This is a genomic window from Mesorhizobium sp. WSM3860 (assembly GCF_002294995.1).
Taxonomy (GTDB): domain Bacteria; phylum Pseudomonadota; class Alphaproteobacteria; order Rhizobiales; family Rhizobiaceae; genus Mesorhizobium.
In genome coordinates this window covers 44,990-59,057 of sequence record NZ_NSGF01000009.1, presented here as the reverse complement: position 1 = coordinate 59,057, position 14,068 = coordinate 44,990, and the positions used below count along the sequence as shown (strand labels likewise).

The window sequence follows — 14,068 nt, the reverse complement described above, 5'->3', positions numbered from 1 at the left end:
CAGCCGGACAAGAAAATGGCGCAGCCATGATCCGCGCATTGTAGGCCCTGCGTCCGCAGATTGATTGGAACGATGTTCGAGAGACGCGAGGGCGAGACGCTCCTGGAAAAAGATCCGGCTGATCTGCCGCCGGACGGCCATGTCGTCTTCATCGGCCGGATCGCCTCGCCTTGGACGAGCCGCGAGGATTGCCCCAAGAACATGCGCGCCGCCCGCGAGACTAGCCGGACTGCGGCCATCCTGATCGACAAGCCCTACCGCCGCGGGCTGCAGAACCTCGATCGCGCCAGCCACATCGTCATCCTGTCCTGGCTCGATCACGCGCCACGGAATCTGATTGTGCAGAAACCCCGCCATGCGGCTGAACCGAAAGGGGTTTTCTCGCTGCGCTCCCCTGCCCGACCGAACCCCATCGGCCTGCATGTCGCGAAGCTCGTCGCGCTCGATATCGAGGCTGGCCGGATCGAGATCGACGCCATCGACGTGCTCGACGGCACGCCGGTTATCGACATCAAGCCCTACTATGCTTCGACCGATGCCTTCCCCGAAGCGGCCATTGCCGGACGCGAGGAGAAATGAGCGCGCCGACCGGCCGCCGCCGCGCGATTGCCAAGGCGCTGACCGCGCTCTTGCCGCTCGCGCCCTATTCCGACATGGAAAAAATCCGTGCTGATGCCGGAGCCGTGCATATGAAGACCTTGCCGCCCACGATCGCGGTGTGGCTGGCAACCATCGCTCATGTTCGCCACGCACACACCGACTACGACAAATTGCTGGCCGAAGGCTATGACCGGGACTCCGCACGCTTCTTTGTCATCGACCAAACCAATGAGATGCTGACCCGCTGGCGCGCGACGCGCTTGCTGGAAGAGGATGACGAGGACGAGTGAAGCACAGACTAGACTAGGCAGCGACGCTGGCCTGGCTCTACTTCATTCGAAGCTGGACGCTAGCCTGCCTTTCTACAACGACGAAGAAGGAGCGAAATGAGCCAAGCCGCCTCCGCGCCTGCCGCGCCTCTACCCGTTCTATCAGAGCGTCATCTCGATCCGCATGCCTATCCGCGCGGCGTCGCTTACCTGGATGGACAATATCTGCCGATGTCGCAGGCCAAGGTCTCGGTGCTGGACTGGGGCTTTCTGCATTCCGACGCCACTTACGACACGGTCCATGTCTGGGACGGCCGCTTTTTCCGTCTCGACCTGCATCTCGAGCGCTTCTTTGGCGGGCTGGAAAAGCTTCGCATGACCATCCCGTTCGACCGCGACGGCGTTGCCGAAATCCTGCACAATTGCGTCGCGCTGTCGGGCCATCGCGCCGCCTATGTCGAGATGCTGTGCACGCGCGGCGCCTCGCCGACCTTCAGCCGCGACCCGCGTCAGGCGATCAACCGGTTCATGGCTTTCGCCGTCCCGTTCGGCTCGGTCGCCGATGCCGAACAGTTGCGAAGCGGCCTGCATGTCTCGATCAGCGACAAGGTCCGCATCCCACCTGCCTCGATCGATCCCTCGATCAAGAACTACCATTGGCTGGACTTGGTGCGCGGGCTCTACGATGCCTATGACCGTGGCGCCGACACCGCGCTGATCCTCGACTTCAATGGCAACGTCGCCGAAGGTCCGGGCTTCAACGTGTTTCGTGTCAAGGCAGGCAAATTGACTACGCCCGCCGTCGGCGTGCTGCCCGGCATAACGCGCCGCACCGTGTTTGACCTGTGCGCCGAGGCGGGACTTTCCGCGGTTGCAGCGGATGTCAGCATGGCCGCGCTCAGGACAGCCGACGAGGTCTTCATCACCTCGACGGCCGGCGGCATCATGCCCGTCACGATGATCGACGGTGCTCCGGTTGCCGACGGCAAGGTCGGCGCGATCACTGAGCGTCTGATGCGCCTCTACTGGCAAAAGCACGAGGATCCGGCCTGGTCGAGCGCAGTGAGCTACGGATGACGACCAAACGCCTCCAACAGTTCACTCAGAGCGAGACTTGAACCGGTGATATGAAAGCCGAAGCCGGATCAGGCGCGATAGATCCACTGCTCCGGCACCCGCACCGAAATCTCTTCGCCGGTCCTGATGATGCCGGGTTTTTCGAGCCAGGCGACCACGCCGCGCAGCCTCTTTGCCGCCTTCGGAAACAGCAAGGCGGTTGCGTCGCGATCCGCCGCGTCGACATGTTCGGCGATCGATTGCCCGGCGACCCGGCAGGGCTTGTTCTGGCCGTCGATTTTGATCGTCACGCCGCCCTTGAAGAACACCAGCGACCCCGCCGGCAGCATCGAAAGATGCGGCAGGCCTTCGATCAGCAGGTTGGCGCCGATCCATTCCGGCTTGATCTCCTCGAGGCCCATGCGGTGGGCGACGATGGCGAGCTCATCCGCGGCGACCAGGGACAATTGCCGCTCGTTGCGCATCTCGGTGCCGCGCGGATACCAGGGCTCGCGCCCGCCGGAGCGCCGCGTTGCGCCGGCGTGGAAATCGCCCTCGATCCCGTCGAAGCCTAGCCGCAATTCCTCCACGGGCCTTGTCTCGAAATGATCGAACGGCGCGAGATAGAGTGCCGCTGCCCGTGCTGTCAGCTTGCGGCCGGGGACGATGTCGACCGTCGGCTCCGCCGATGAGAAAAGCTCTAGGTTCGTTTCCTGCATAGCGCTGGTCTAGAGACGCTCGGCTACTCGGTCCAGTCGAAAGCGCTGATGATCCGATCACGACGCTTGATGGTGATCACGACTTTCTTACCTGAGAATGCCGCTCGCTTTCACGTTTGGCCGCATTGCCGCCGCGCCGGCGACATAACGATCGCGCGAATTTGGGAGGGTTCAGATGATGCAGGTTCAACATGCGATCGCCGCGCTCTGGCTGACCTGGGTGGTGTCCTGGGTGTTGGCCGCTGCGTGGGCCGATCCAGCGCAAAAGCGCGCGGACTTCAAGGCTGAGGCCCGTTACCGGGTGCTGTGGCTTGCCGGCACAGTGCTGCTGTTCGTGCCGGCGCACGGTTATGTCGGCCGGCTGCGGCTGTGGACGCCGACTCTTGCCGAGGCCTGGATCTGCGTCGCGCTGATCGCCATCGGCATCGCTTTCGCCTGGTGGGCGCGCCTGCATCTCGGCCGGCTGTGGTCGGGCACCGTCACTGCCAAAGCCGATCACCGCGTGGTCGACACCGGTCCCTATCGGCTGGTCCGCCACCCGATCTACACCGGCCTGCTGGTGTCGATCATCGCCACCACGGCGGCCAAGGGCACCGTCGGGGGTGTTGCCGGCGCTGCCCTGCTGCTTGTCGGCATCGTCGTCAAGGCCAGGCTGGAAGAGAGCTTCCTGCGCGGCGAGCTCGGCCCCGCCTATGACGACTATGCCAGGCGCGTGCCGATGTTGGTGCCGTTCGTCCCCGCCTGAGCCGGTTACAACATCCTCAGCAGCGCGCCACCGATCGAATAGCCGGCGCCGAAGGCGCAGAGCAGACCGAAATCGCCGGCCTTCATGTCGGCATGGTTTTCCGACAGCGCCACGATCGCGCCGGCGCCCGCCGTGTTGCCGAGCCGCTCCAGCACCATCGGCGCGCGGTCATGGTCGACATCATGGCCGAAGGCCAGTTTCAGGATCATCGCATTCATGCGCGCATTGGCCTGATGCAGCCAGAAGCGGCGGATGCCTTGCGGCGTCAGCCCATGCTCGGCCAGGAACTCGACGATGAATTTGTGGCCTGCGACCGTGACTTCCTTGAACACCTTGTTGCCGACCTGCTTGATCAGGTTGCCCTCGAGTTTGATCTGGTAGGGATCGTCCTGGGCAGTGCGGGTGTGGTAGCCGAGATTGGTGCGGATATTGTTCGACATTTGCGTCCAGGTGCGCGTGTCGAGCACCTCGAAGCGTCCCGGCCGCTTCTCGCCCTGGTCGAGCCCTTCGACGATCATGGCGACCGAGGCGTCGCCGAAGATGAAATGCGTCTGGCGGTCGCGGAAGTTGAGATGGCCGGTGATGATTTCGGGCGTCGACACCAGGATGCGCTTGTGCGCCCCTGCCCTGACCAGATTGACCGCGATGTGCAGCGCCGCCGCGGCGGAAGAGCAGCCGAGCCCCATGTCGAAGCCCGCGCCCTTGGTGCCCAGCGCCTGCTGCATCTCGATGGCGATCGCCGGATAAGGCCGCTGATGATGCGAGGCCGAGCAGATCACCAGGTCGATATCGCACGCCTCCACGCCGGCATGGGCGATCGCCTTTTTGGCCGAAGCGATGCCGAACTCCGCCTGCAGCGACAGCACGTCGTCCGGCCGAGCCTGAATCCGCGGCGCCATGCGGGTCGGATCGAGGATGCCTTCGCGTTCGATCACATGGCGGGTCTGCACGCCCGACGCATGGACGATGAAGTCGCTGTCCGACTTCTGCAGCAGCGTCTCGCCGGTGACGGCGCGGCGCGCATTCTCGGTGTCGACCCAGCTGTTGAAGCTTTCGACCAGCTCTTCATTGGTGATGACAGGCTCGGGGATTTCGGCGCCGATGCCGCTGATGATGACGCGATGCATGTCCAATCCGTCCGAGGCACGGCCTTGTGCCGGAGCGCGCTACCCTTGGAGCATTTGGCCGGTTTATGCCAGCTTAAATCTCTGTTGCGCGCGGCGTTCCCAATGAGTTGACCAGAGACAGTCAGGCCCGCTTGGCGATGATGAAGATGCGCGGGAAGCGCAGCAGCACCTTGCCGTTCGCCGTCTTCGGATAGGCCATTGCGATCTTTGCGGTGTAGCTTTCGAGGAATGTCTTCCTCTCGTCCGCGTCGAGCGGATCGAGGAAGGGTTTGAGCCCCGTCGCCTTGACCCATTCGACAATCGCTTCGGCATCGGCCAGGGGATGGTTATAGATCGTGTGCCAGATATCCACGCGATCGGCGAGCGGCGACAGAAGATCGTAGTAGAAGGAAACCGGGGGCAGCGGCGCGCGGGCGGCGCTCTTGAGCTTGGCCAAGAACGGCATCTCGGCCGCGGTGTCGCGCATCAACCGATGCGAGGGTTCGCCAAGATTATCGGGCATCTGGACAGCCAAGGCGCCGCCCGGTGCGAGCAGCCCCATCAGCCGCTGGAACACCGCCGGATGCTCCGGCAGCCATTGAAAGACAGCGTTTGCGAAGATCACGTCGACCGGCTGTTCCGGCTGCCATGCCGCAGCATCGTCTAGCGCGAAATTCACGTTGGGCAGCCGCGCCTTCGCCTTCTCGATCATGTCGGGTGAGGTGTCGAAGCCGCTGACCTCGGCATCCGGCCAGCGCTCGACCAGCAGCTCCGTCGAATTGCCCGGACCGCAGCCGATATCGACGACGCGGCGCGGGAAATCGACCGGAACCTGTGTCGCCAAGTCCCGCGCGGGCCGCGTGCGCTCGTCCTCGAACTTCAGATATTGGGCGGCGGACCAGTCAGCCATTTCAGAGCCTCATATCTGTTCGCCGCCCGTGGACTTTGTTACCGCGTCAGCCGCTTGTGCGTCATACGGTGCGGGGTTGCCGCTTCCGCACCCAGGCGGCGCAGCTTGTCCTTCTCATATTCCTCGAAGTTGCCTTCGAACCATTCGACATGCGCATCGCCCTCGAAGGCGAGCATGTGGGTCGCCATGCGGTCGAGGAACATGCGATCGTGGCTGATGATCACCGCGCAGCCGGCATAGGCTTCGAGCGCATCTTCCAGCGCGCCAAGCGTTTCGGTGTCGAGATCGTTGGTCGGTTCGTCGAGCAGCAGCACATTGCCGCCGCCCTTCAGCATCTTGGCCAGATGCACGCGGTTGCGCTGGCCGCCCGAAAGATTGCCGACCTTCTGCTGCTGGTCGCCGCCCCGGAAGTTGAAGGACGAGCAGTAAGCGCGGCTGTTGACCTCGTGCTTGCCGAGCTTGATGACCTCGGCGCCGCCCGAGATCTCTTCCCAAACGGTCTTGTTCGGGTCGAGCGCGTCGCGGCTCTGGTCGACATAGCCGAGCTTCACAGTCTCGCCCTTGCGGATCGAGCCGGCATCCGGTGTTTCCTGGCCGGTGATCATCTTGAACAGCGTCGTCTTGCCGGCGCCGTTCGGGCCGATGACGCCGACGATGCCGCCCGGCGGCAGCTTGAAGGACAGGTCCTCGATCAAAAGCTCGTCGGCGAAACCCTTGTTGAGGCCCTCGACCTCGATGACGACGTTGCCGAGGCGCTCGCTCGACGGGATGACGATCTGCGTGTCCGTCGGCTTGCGGTTCTGCGACTGCTCGACCAATTCCTCATAGGCCTTGATGCGCGCCTTGGACTTGGTCTGGCGCGCCTTCGGCGAGGACTGGATCCATTCGCGCTCGCGCCAGATCGCCTTCTGGCGGGCGTCGTCCTCGCGGCCTTCCTGGATCAGGCGCTTGGCCTTGGCGTCGAGATATTTGGTGTAGTTGCCCTCGTACGGAATGCCGCGGCCGCGGTCGAGCTCGAGGATCCAGCCGGTGACGTTGTCGAGGAAGTAGCGGTCGTGGGTGATGATCAGCACCGAGCCCGGATAGTCGCGCAGGTGCTTTTCCAGCCACTGCGTGGTCTCGGCGTCGAGATGGTTGGTCGGCTCGTCGAGCAGCAACAGGTCGGGCTGCTCGAGCAGCAGCCGGCAGAGCGCCACGCGGCGCCGCTCGCCGCCCGACAGGTTGGTCACTTCGGAATCGGCCGGCGGGCACTGCAGCGCGTCCATGGCCATCTCGACCTGCTGCTCGAGATCCCACAGGTTCAGCCGGTCCATCTCGTCCTGCAGCTTGGCCGACTCGTCCGCCGTCTCGTCGGAATAGTTCATCATCAGCTCGTTATAGCGCTCGATGATGGCCGTCTTCCTGGCGACGCCGTCCATGACGTTTTCAAGCACGGTCTTGCTGTTGTCGAGCTGCGGCTCCTGCGCGAGGTAGCCCACGGTCGCGCCCTCGGCCAGCCACGCCTCGCCCTGAAACTCCTTGTCGAGCCCAGCCATGATGCGCAGGATGGTCGATTTGCCCGAACCGTTGGGGCCGAGAATGCCGATCTTGGCGTCCGGATAGAAGGACAGGTGGATGTTGTCGAGCACCTTCTTGGTGCCGTAGGCCTTCGACAGGCCGGACATGTGATAGATGAACTGGCGAGCCACGCGCGCTTTCCCTGAAACTGAACTGTCGAATTGGGTGGAGTTGCGCGCTATGTAGGCGATGAAGCGCCGAACGGCAATCGCTTTCGGCACGTCGCGATCTTCACCAGCCGGGGATCATGCTCGGTTCGGCGGCAAAATCTGGGCGTGGCACGCCCTATTGGAACCCTATTGCGTCGACCGTGCCCTTCGGGCAACCCGCCTTGCTGGTCGGCGCCGAGGCGATCAGCAGGTTGGCGAGCTTGCTGTCGGGGCGGATCGGACCGGAAAGACCGAGCGTCAGCTCGCCGATCAGCCGCCTTCCGCTCGACGGATCGACAAGGCAGGAGACGCGCACGCGGTCGCCGGCACCCTTGCCCAAGGCCTGGTCGAAGGCATTGCGGATCTGCTCCGATGTCAGCTGCTTGCCGATGTTCTTGATGAAGAGATCGCGCACCGGCGAAGCGTTCACCGCGCGCATCAGATTGAGCGCGTCGGAGAAATACTCTTGCTGGCTCTTGCCGTAGCAGGTGCCGTGCTTGATCCATTCATGGCGCTCCAGCTTGGACGCCGTGCCCGGCATCACCTGGTCGAGCTCGGCGCGCGTGTTGGCGTCGAGTTCGACCGGCGGCAAGTCCCCCCAATGCGCGGGATTGTCGTTGGCCTTGTCGCCCGCCGACACCTGGCAATAGAAATTGCCGTTCGGCTGCGGCCACAGCCCATGCAGCGTGAAGTGGGAGGCGTCGAATTCGTTGGGATTCTGCGCCTTGCATTCGGGCTTGCTGGCCTTGGTCTCGCAGAAGGCGGGCTGCCAGCTCAGCGCCAACACATATTCAGGCTTGCCGGAACCAGGTTGCGCCGGCTTCATCGGATCGGCCGGCGAGGGCGTGGCGGACGCGCTGCCGCCGGTGACATGACCGCAGTTGATCTTCACCCAGCGTCGCTCCGGATCGGCGCCCGGAACCTGGATGAGATAATGGGTGGGCTCGTCCTTGTTGCCGGCCAGAAGCTGATAGCTTTGTCCCGCTTCGGTAGACACGTTGCCGGGGTTCTTGCCGCTCTTGATGGCTTGCGTTGCCGGACAGGCGCTGTCGGCCACGAAGGTGCCGCTCATCTTCATATCGGCCTTCGCCGTGCCGGCGCCAACCAGGGCCAGAACAACCGAACCCCATACTGTCCAAACCCGCATTCCCGCTCTCCCGGCGATCATCGAACCGTATTGGATTCGCCACATTAGAACAGGCGAGGTGTCAGAATTGCGATCTTTTTCGCCGCGCGAAAATAATCCCCAGGAGAGCGATAAGCGCACTCGATAGGCGCGAAAGGATCGCGCTCTCTTGACGCAGCCGAAGCCCTCGCCCATCAGTCGCCAAGGGAGGACACATGGCATTCGACCAGCAGACCAGGCTGGCCTCACCGACCGGGGCCGACCTCAACCTCTATGTGAGACATGCGCAGGCATCCCCGCGCGCCGTCATTCAGATCAATCACGGGCTGGCCGAACACGCGGCGCGTTACGCCCGCTTTGCCGACTTCCTCGGCGCGCGCGGTTTCCATGTCTACGCCCACGACCATCGCGGCCATGGCGCGACAAAGGCGTCCGATGCGCCGCTCGGCCGGTTCGCCGATACCGACGGCATCGCCAAGGTGATCGCCGATGTCGGCGCGGTCCACGACCTGATCGCCGTCGAACATCCGGGATTGCCCGTCATCATCTTTGGACATTCGCTCGGTGCCTCGATCGCGCTGAATTTCGTCTTGCGGTATTCCAAACGCGTCCATGCCGCAGCGATCTGGAACGGCAATTTCTCGCAAGGCCTGCTCGGCCAGCTGGCCCTGGGCATTCTCGGCTGGGAAAGGATGCGGCTGGGCTCCGATGTACCCTCGCGCTTGCTGGCCAAGCTGACCTTCCAGGCCTGGGGCAAGGCCGTGCCCAATCACCGGACCTTGTTCGACTGGCTGTCGCGCGATCCGGTCGAGGTCGACAAATACATCGCCGACCCGCTCTGCGGCTGGGACGCCTCCATCTCCATGTGGCGCGATGTGGTCAAGATGGCGCTCTACGCCGGCAGGGATTCGAGCTTCGCCGGCGTGCGCCGCGACCTCTTCGTCAATCTGATCGGCGGCGAGAAGGATCCAGCATCGAACTATGGCAAAGCGGTTCACCACCTTGCCCGGCGTATGGACAAAATGGGCTTTTCGAATCTGGTCTCAAAGGTTTGCGCCGACACCCGCCACGAAAGCCTGAACGAGGTCAACCGCGACATCATCATGAATGATTTCGCCGCCTGGGCGGATCATACGCTGAAACGCTAGAGCATGCTGCCGAAAAGTGTGGAGCGGTTTTCGGACGACATCATGCTCTATGTATTTGACTTAGAGCCGGATTCAGATTTCAGGTCGACTTGACCTGAAATCATCCGGCTCTAGCGGCATTGGCCCATTGCATGGGTCGTGACAGGGGCGACCTCTGTTGGTAGACGCTGCGCTTTCGACCACTCACGGTGATCCATGGCTGAACCCCCGCTGAAAGGCATCCGCGTTATCGAACTCGCCCGCATCCTGGCAGGCCCCTGGGCCGGGCAGCTGCTCGCCGATCTCGGCGCCGATGTCATCAAGGTCGAGAGCCCGGACGGCGGCGACGACACCCGCAAATGGGGCCCGCCCTTCGTCATGAGCCATGACGGCGAGAACCTTTCGGCGGCTTATTATCACTCCTGCAATCGCGGCAAGCGCTCGATCGCCATCGATTTCTCCAAGCCCGAGGGCGCCGAAACGCTCCGCCGCCTCGTCGCCACGGCCGACGTGCTGATCGAGAACTTCAAGCTCGGCGGTCTCAAGAAATACGGGCTCGACTATGACAGCCTGAAGAAGATCAACCCGCGCCTGGTCTATTGCTCGATCACCGGCTTTGGCCAGGACGGGCCCTACGCGCCCCGCGCCGGTTACGATTTCATCATCCAGGCGATGGCCGGCATGATGTCGATCACCGGGGAGGCCGGCCGCGAGCCGCAAAAGGCGGGCGTCGCCATCTCCGACCTGTTCACCGGCCTTTATTCGGTGATCGCCATCCAGGCGGCGCTTCGCCATGCCGAAAAGACCGGCGAAGGCCAGCATATCGACATGGCGCTCTTCGACAGCCAGATCTCGGCGCTCGGCAACCAGAACCTCAACTATCTGGTTTCGGGCAAGTCGCCGGTGCAGATGGGCAACGCGCATATGAACATCGCGCCTTACGAGGTGCTGCCGGTCAAGGACGGTCATATCATCCTCGCGATCGGCAATGACGGACAGTTCACCAAGTTCTGCTCAGTGGTCGGGCTGACCGAGTTGCCCGCCGATTCCGATTTCGTCACCAACCCCGCCCGCGTCGCCAATCGCGCCAGGCTGCGTGAGCGGATCATCGAGACGCTGACCACGTGGGATCGCGATCCGCTGCTGGCGAAGCTCGAGGCGGCCGGCGTGCCGGCAAGCCCGATCAACACGATCGGCCAGATGTTCGCCGACCCGCAGACGATCGCGCGCGGCATGAAGCTCGACCTCGACGACGGTCATGGCAATTTGCTGCCTTCGGTACGCGCTCCGATGGTGATGTCGGGCACGCCGCTGGTCTATGAGCGCCCCTCGCCGCGTCTCGGCGAGCACACTGAGGAAATCCTTGCCGAACTGGAGAGATCAGGAAAATGAAGACCGGCGGACAATTGATCGTCGAGGCGCTCGAAGCGAACGACACCGACCGCATCTTCTGCGTTCCCGGCGAATCCTATCTGGCGGTGCTCGACGCGCTGCATGACTCGCCGATCCGCACCATCGTCTGCCGTCAGGAAGGCGGCGCGGCGATGATGGCCGACTGCCAGGGGCGCCTGACCGGCAAGCCCGGCATCTGCTTTGTCACCCGCGGCCCCGGCGCCACCAACGCTTCGGCCGGCATTCATATCGCCATGCAGGATTCGGTGCCGCTGATCCTGTTCATCGGTCAGGTCGCCAGTCACGCCAAGGAACGCGAGGCTTTTCAGGAGGTCGACTACAAGCGCTTCTTCGGCGACATCGCCAAATGGGTGGTCGAGATCGACGATGCCTCGCGGATCCCGGAATTCGTCACCCGCGCCTTCGCGGTGGCGACGTCAGGCCGCCCTGGCCCGGTCGTCATCTCGCTGCCCGAGGACATGCTGACCAGCGAGGTCGAGGCCCCAACGGCGCTGGCTCATACGCCGGTCGAAACAAGCCCTGGTGAAGCCGAACTCGACCGGCTTGAGGCCCTGCTCAATGCCGCCAAACGGCCAATTGCCATCCTGGGCGGCACGCGCTGGGATTTTCAAGCGGTTCAAGACGTCACCCGTATCGCAGAGGCGTGGTCACTGCCTATCGGTTGCTCCTTCCGCCGCCAGATGCTGTTCGACCACTTGCATCCGAACTATGCCGGCGATGTCGGCATCGGCATCAATCCGAAGCTCGCTGCAGCGATCAAGCAGGCAGACCTGGTGCTGCTCATCGGCGGCCGCATGGGCGAGATGCCGTCCTCGGACTACACGCTGTTGAAAAGCCCTTACCCGGACCAGACGCTGGTGCATGTCCACGCCGACGCCGGCGAACTTGGCCGCGTCTATCGGCCGACCCTGGCGATCAACGCCTCCCCGGCCGCCTTTGTGCGGGCTTTCGCCAGACGCAGAGGTCCGGCCGCGCCAGGTTGGGCGGTGGAGACGGCAAAGCTGCATGCCGCCTATCTCGAATGGTCGACGCCGCCTCAGACCGGCCCCGGCGCCGTCCAGATGGGGCTGATCATGACCTATCTGGAAAAGGCGCTGCCGGAAGACGCCATCCTCACCAACGGCGCCGGCAACTACGCCACCTGGGTGCATCGCTTCCACCGCTTCCGCCGCTTCGCCACGCAGGCGGCGCCGACTTCCGGCTCGATGGGCTACGGCACGCCGGCCGCGGTCGCGGCCAAAGCCCTGTACCCGGATCGCGAGGTCATCGCTTTTGCCGGCGACGGCTGTTTTCTGATGAACGGGCAGGAGTTCGCGACCGCCGTGCAATACGACCTGCCGATCATCGTGGTCGTCGTCAACAACGGCATTTACGGCACGATCCGCATGCATCAGGAGCGGGAATATCCGAGCCGCGTCGTGGCGACCGACCTCAAAAACCCGGATTTCGCCACCCTCGCCCGCGCCTATGGCGGCCATGGCGAGACCGTCGAGAAAACCGAAGATTTCGCTCCAGCCTTCGAGCGCGCACGCGCCAGCGGCAAGCCGGCGATCGTCGAGATCAGGCTCGATCCCGAAGCGATCACGCCGACCCGCACGCTGACACAGATACGCGACAAGTCCTGATCGGGCAGAAGAAACGAGGTGGTCGCCCCCCTCGTTCCTGCCTGAGGAAACTCCGCTACATCGATCCGCCGGCCTTCTCGATCTGGCCGCGGATCTCGCCGTCCGGATTCGCCTTGGTGTGGACGTTGACGTAGTACTTGCCGGCCTCGAGGTCGGCCGCCTGCGCGTCGGTCAGCGTCGCCGATCCCTTGATCGGGCTCTTGAGCTTCTTGAATGGGATCACCGGAGGTGCGTTCTCACCCGATGCGGCCGGCCCGTGAATGTGAGCAGCCGTCGCAGTTCCGCTGAGGCCGGAATATTTGACGTTCCAGCTGAGCTTCTTCTTGGCGGTGTCGAAGGTGAATGTGGCGGTTCCCTTGCCTTTGGTGGTGACGGGCGGGCTCTGCTGGCTACCGTCGAGCGTCGCATTGTACTTCACAGTTTCGGCCAAGGCCGGAGATGCGAGCAGGAAAGCGGTCGAGACAGCAAGGGCCGAAAGCATCGGCCATGATTGGATGCGCATTGGAGAACCTCCTTGGCTGGCGCGCATCCGCCCCGCCGCGACTCCCCGGGCGCGCGGATGCCCCACTGCAACGGTTGGCAGGCCGCTTGTATCCCCGCACACGGATATTTTACCGCAGCCAAGCAAAAGGGGCGGTAACCCGCCCCCCTTAAGTCTCGACTGGCGAGGTCAAACCTTACTTGATCGCCTTGTCGGTGATCGCGGTCGTGTAGGCGCCCGATGGCTCCTTGGCGATGATCTTCTGGTCGAGCAGCGCCTTGGCGGTGCGCTCATAGGTGGCGGGATCAAGCTTGCCGTCGGCATTGTCGATCAGCTTGGCGACTTCGCCCATCATGCGCTTCTGATGGTTCTCGTCCTGGCCGCCATTGTCCATGACGATCTCGGCCGCCTCATCCGAATTGTCGACGGCGTATTTCCAGCCCTTCATCGAGGCGCGCACGAAGCGCACCATCTTGTCCTCGAAGGCCGGATCCTTGAGTTTGTTCTCCAGCGCGTAGAGCCCGTCCTCGAGCAGGTCGTTGCCCATGGCCGAATAGTTGAAGACGGTGAGCTGCTCCGGCTTGTAGCCGGCGTCGATCAGCTGCCAATATTCGTTATAGGTCATGACCGAGATGCAGTCGGCCTGCTTCTGGATAAGCGGCTGCACGTCAAAGCTTTGCTTCAGCACGGTGACGCCGTCCTTGCCGCCATCGGTCTTGAGGCCGAGCTTGTTCATCCAGGCATAGAACGGGTACTCGTTGCCGAAGAACCAGACGCCGAGGGTGTGGCCCTTGAAGTCGGCTTCGGTCTTGATCGGGCCGTCCTTCGGGCAGACCAGCTCCATGCCGGCCTTCTTGAACGGCTGGGCGATATTGACCAGCGGCACGCCTTTTTCACGGGCGGCCAGCGCGCCGCCCATCCAGTCGACGATCACATCGGCGCCGCCGCCGGCGATCACCTGCTCGGGCGCGATATCCGGCCCGCCCGGCTTGATGTCGACGTCGAGCCCTTCGGCCTCGTAGAAGCCCTTGGCCTTGGCGACGTAGTAGCCGGCGAACTGGGCCTGCGTGACCCATTTCAGCTGCAGGGTCACCTTGTCGGCCGCCATCGCTTGGAAAGCGGCCAGCGACATCGCTCCGGCCAGAGCAGAAATTACCAGTCTTTTCATGTTTTTACCCTCTGAAG

The 14,068-nt window shown here is 63.4% G+C and carries 14 protein-coding genes; 7 read left to right on the top strand and 7 right to left on the bottom strand.

Annotation, left to right across the window (positions count from 1 at the left end):
- The first annotated feature begins 72 nt into the window (after window positions 1-72).
- The 3 genes from tsaA (at window position 73) to CK220_RS16140 (ending at window position 1,946) form a co-directional block, all read left to right on the top strand.
- Window positions 73-579: a tRNA (N6-threonylcarbamoyladenosine(37)-N6)-methyltransferase TrmO gene (gene tsaA / locus CK220_RS16150; protein ID WP_095812490.1), complete on the top strand. Its 507-nt coding sequence runs from the start codon at window positions 73-75 to the stop codon at window positions 577-579.
- A complete protein-coding gene (locus CK220_RS16145; RefSeq protein ID WP_095812489.1) occupies window positions 576-890 on the top strand; it encodes a DUF2293 domain-containing protein in 315 nt (104 codons plus the stop codon). Before tsaA ends, CK220_RS16145 begins: the two co-directional genes overlap by 4 nt.
- A 96-nt stretch (window positions 891-986) precedes the next feature.
- Window positions 987-1,946 carry a D-amino acid aminotransferase gene (locus CK220_RS16140; protein ID WP_095812488.1) on the top strand — a complete coding sequence of 320 codons (960 nt, stop codon included), beginning with the start codon at window positions 987-989 and terminating at the stop codon, window positions 1,944-1,946.
- Between the two features lie 68 nt (window positions 1,947-2,014).
- Here the strand turns inward: CK220_RS16140 and CK220_RS16135 are convergent, their stop codons facing one another.
- Window positions 2,015-2,644 (bottom strand): MOSC domain-containing protein, encoded by a 630-nt coding sequence (locus CK220_RS16135; RefSeq protein ID WP_095812487.1) that lies wholly within the window; start codon window positions 2,642-2,644, stop codon window positions 2,015-2,017.
- Between the two features lie 175 nt (window positions 2,645-2,819).
- Between CK220_RS16135 and CK220_RS16130 the strand changes: the two genes are divergently transcribed.
- Window positions 2,820-3,389, top strand: coding sequence for an isoprenylcysteine carboxylmethyltransferase family protein (locus tag CK220_RS16130; protein ID WP_245429231.1), 570 nt, complete (start codon window positions 2,820-2,822; stop codon window positions 3,387-3,389).
- A gap of 5 nt (window positions 3,390-3,394) precedes the next feature.
- On the opposite strand, the gene CK220_RS16125 is transcribed toward CK220_RS16130, so the two are convergent.
- The 4 genes from CK220_RS16125 to CK220_RS16110 form a co-directional block, all read right to left on the bottom strand.
- A complete protein-coding gene (locus tag CK220_RS16125) occupies window positions 3,395-4,516 on the bottom strand; it encodes a beta-ketoacyl-ACP synthase III (RefSeq protein ID WP_095812486.1) in 1,122 nt (373 codons plus the stop codon).
- Between the two features lie 121 nt (window positions 4,517-4,637).
- Window positions 4,638-5,405, bottom strand: coding sequence for a trans-aconitate 2-methyltransferase (gene tam / locus CK220_RS16120; protein WP_095812485.1), 768 nt, complete (start codon window positions 5,403-5,405; stop codon window positions 4,638-4,640).
- Between the two features lie 38 nt (window positions 5,406-5,443).
- Window positions 5,444-7,093: an energy-dependent translational throttle protein EttA gene (ettA, locus tag CK220_RS16115; protein ID WP_095812647.1), complete on the bottom strand. Its 1,650-nt coding sequence runs from the start codon at window positions 7,091-7,093 to the stop codon at window positions 5,444-5,446.
- A 154-nt stretch (window positions 7,094-7,247) separates the two neighbouring features.
- Window positions 7,248-8,258 carry a ribonuclease gene (locus CK220_RS16110; protein ID WP_095812484.1) on the bottom strand — a complete coding sequence of 337 codons (1,011 nt, stop codon included), beginning with the start codon at window positions 8,256-8,258 and terminating at the stop codon, window positions 7,248-7,250.
- Window positions 8,259-8,452: 194 nt separating this feature from the next.
- Between CK220_RS16110 and CK220_RS16105 the strand changes: the two genes are divergently transcribed.
- The 3 genes from CK220_RS16105 (at window position 8,453) to CK220_RS16095 (ending at window position 12,402) form a co-directional block, all read left to right on the top strand.
- Window positions 8,453-9,385 carry an alpha/beta hydrolase gene (locus tag CK220_RS16105; protein WP_095812483.1) on the top strand — a complete coding sequence of 311 codons (933 nt, stop codon included), beginning with the start codon at window positions 8,453-8,455 and terminating at the stop codon, window positions 9,383-9,385.
- A gap of 195 nt (window positions 9,386-9,580) precedes the next feature.
- Window positions 9,581-10,756 carry a CaiB/BaiF CoA-transferase family protein gene (locus CK220_RS16100; RefSeq protein ID WP_095812482.1) on the top strand — a complete coding sequence of 392 codons (1,176 nt, stop codon included), beginning with the start codon at window positions 9,581-9,583 and terminating at the stop codon, window positions 10,754-10,756.
- Window positions 10,753-12,402 (top strand): thiamine pyrophosphate-binding protein, encoded by a 1,650-nt coding sequence (locus tag CK220_RS16095; RefSeq protein ID WP_095812481.1) that lies wholly within the window; start codon window positions 10,753-10,755, stop codon window positions 12,400-12,402. The genes CK220_RS16100 and CK220_RS16095 overlap by 4 nt, the downstream gene beginning before the upstream one ends.
- Before the next feature lie 55 nt (window positions 12,403-12,457).
- Here CK220_RS16095 and CK220_RS16090 read toward each other — a convergent pair whose 3' ends face one another.
- Together CK220_RS16090 and CK220_RS16085 are read right to left on the bottom strand one after the other, a co-directional pair.
- Window positions 12,458-12,904 (bottom strand): CHRD domain-containing protein, encoded by a 447-nt coding sequence (locus CK220_RS16090; RefSeq protein WP_095812480.1) that lies wholly within the window; start codon window positions 12,902-12,904, stop codon window positions 12,458-12,460.
- Window positions 12,905-13,079: 175 nt separating this feature from the next.
- Window positions 13,080-14,051, bottom strand: coding sequence for an ABC transporter substrate-binding protein (locus CK220_RS16085; protein WP_066990642.1), 972 nt, complete (start codon window positions 14,049-14,051; stop codon window positions 13,080-13,082).
- Between the last annotated feature and the right edge of the window lie 17 nt (window positions 14,052-14,068).

What these genes read in the sequence shown, in the direction of transcription:
- CK220_RS16110 (WP_095812484.1), bottom strand. Translation starts at nt 8,258, where the DNA reads ATGCGGGTTTGGACAGTATGGGGTTCGGTTGTTCTGGCCCTGGTTGGC.
- CK220_RS16095 (WP_095812481.1), top strand. Translation starts at nt 10,753, where the DNA reads ATGAAGACCGGCGGACAATTGATCGTCGAGGCGCTCGAAGCGAACGAC.
- CK220_RS16090 (WP_095812480.1), bottom strand. Translation starts at nt 12,904, where the DNA reads ATGCGCATCCAATCATGGCCGATGCTTTCGGCCCTTGCTGTCTCGACC.
- CK220_RS16100 (WP_095812482.1), top strand. Translation starts at nt 9,581, where the DNA reads ATGGCTGAACCCCCGCTGAAAGGCATCCGCGTTATCGAACTCGCCCGC.
- tam (WP_095812485.1), bottom strand. Translation starts at nt 5,405, where the DNA reads ATGGCTGACTGGTCCGCCGCCCAATATCTGAAGTTCGAGGACGAGCGC.
- CK220_RS16085 (WP_066990642.1), bottom strand. Translation starts at nt 14,051, where the DNA reads ATGAAAAGACTGGTAATTTCTGCTCTGGCCGGAGCGATGTCGCTGGCC.
- CK220_RS16105 (WP_095812483.1), top strand. Translation starts at nt 8,453, where the DNA reads ATGGCATTCGACCAGCAGACCAGGCTGGCCTCACCGACCGGGGCCGAC.
- CK220_RS16130 (WP_245429231.1), top strand. Translation starts at nt 2,820, where the DNA reads ATGATGCAGGTTCAACATGCGATCGCCGCGCTCTGGCTGACCTGGGTG.
- CK220_RS16135 (WP_095812487.1), bottom strand. Translation starts at nt 2,644, where the DNA reads ATGCAGGAAACGAACCTAGAGCTTTTCTCATCGGCGGAGCCGACGGTC.
- CK220_RS16125 (WP_095812486.1), bottom strand. Translation starts at nt 4,516, where the DNA reads ATGCATCGCGTCATCATCAGCGGCATCGGCGCCGAAATCCCCGAGCCT.
- CK220_RS16145 (WP_095812489.1), top strand. Translation starts at nt 576, where the DNA reads ATGAGCGCGCCGACCGGCCGCCGCCGCGCGATTGCCAAGGCGCTGACC.
- tsaA (WP_095812490.1), top strand. Translation starts at nt 73, where the DNA reads ATGTTCGAGAGACGCGAGGGCGAGACGCTCCTGGAAAAAGATCCGGCT.
- CK220_RS16140 (WP_095812488.1), top strand. Translation starts at nt 987, where the DNA reads ATGAGCCAAGCCGCCTCCGCGCCTGCCGCGCCTCTACCCGTTCTATCA.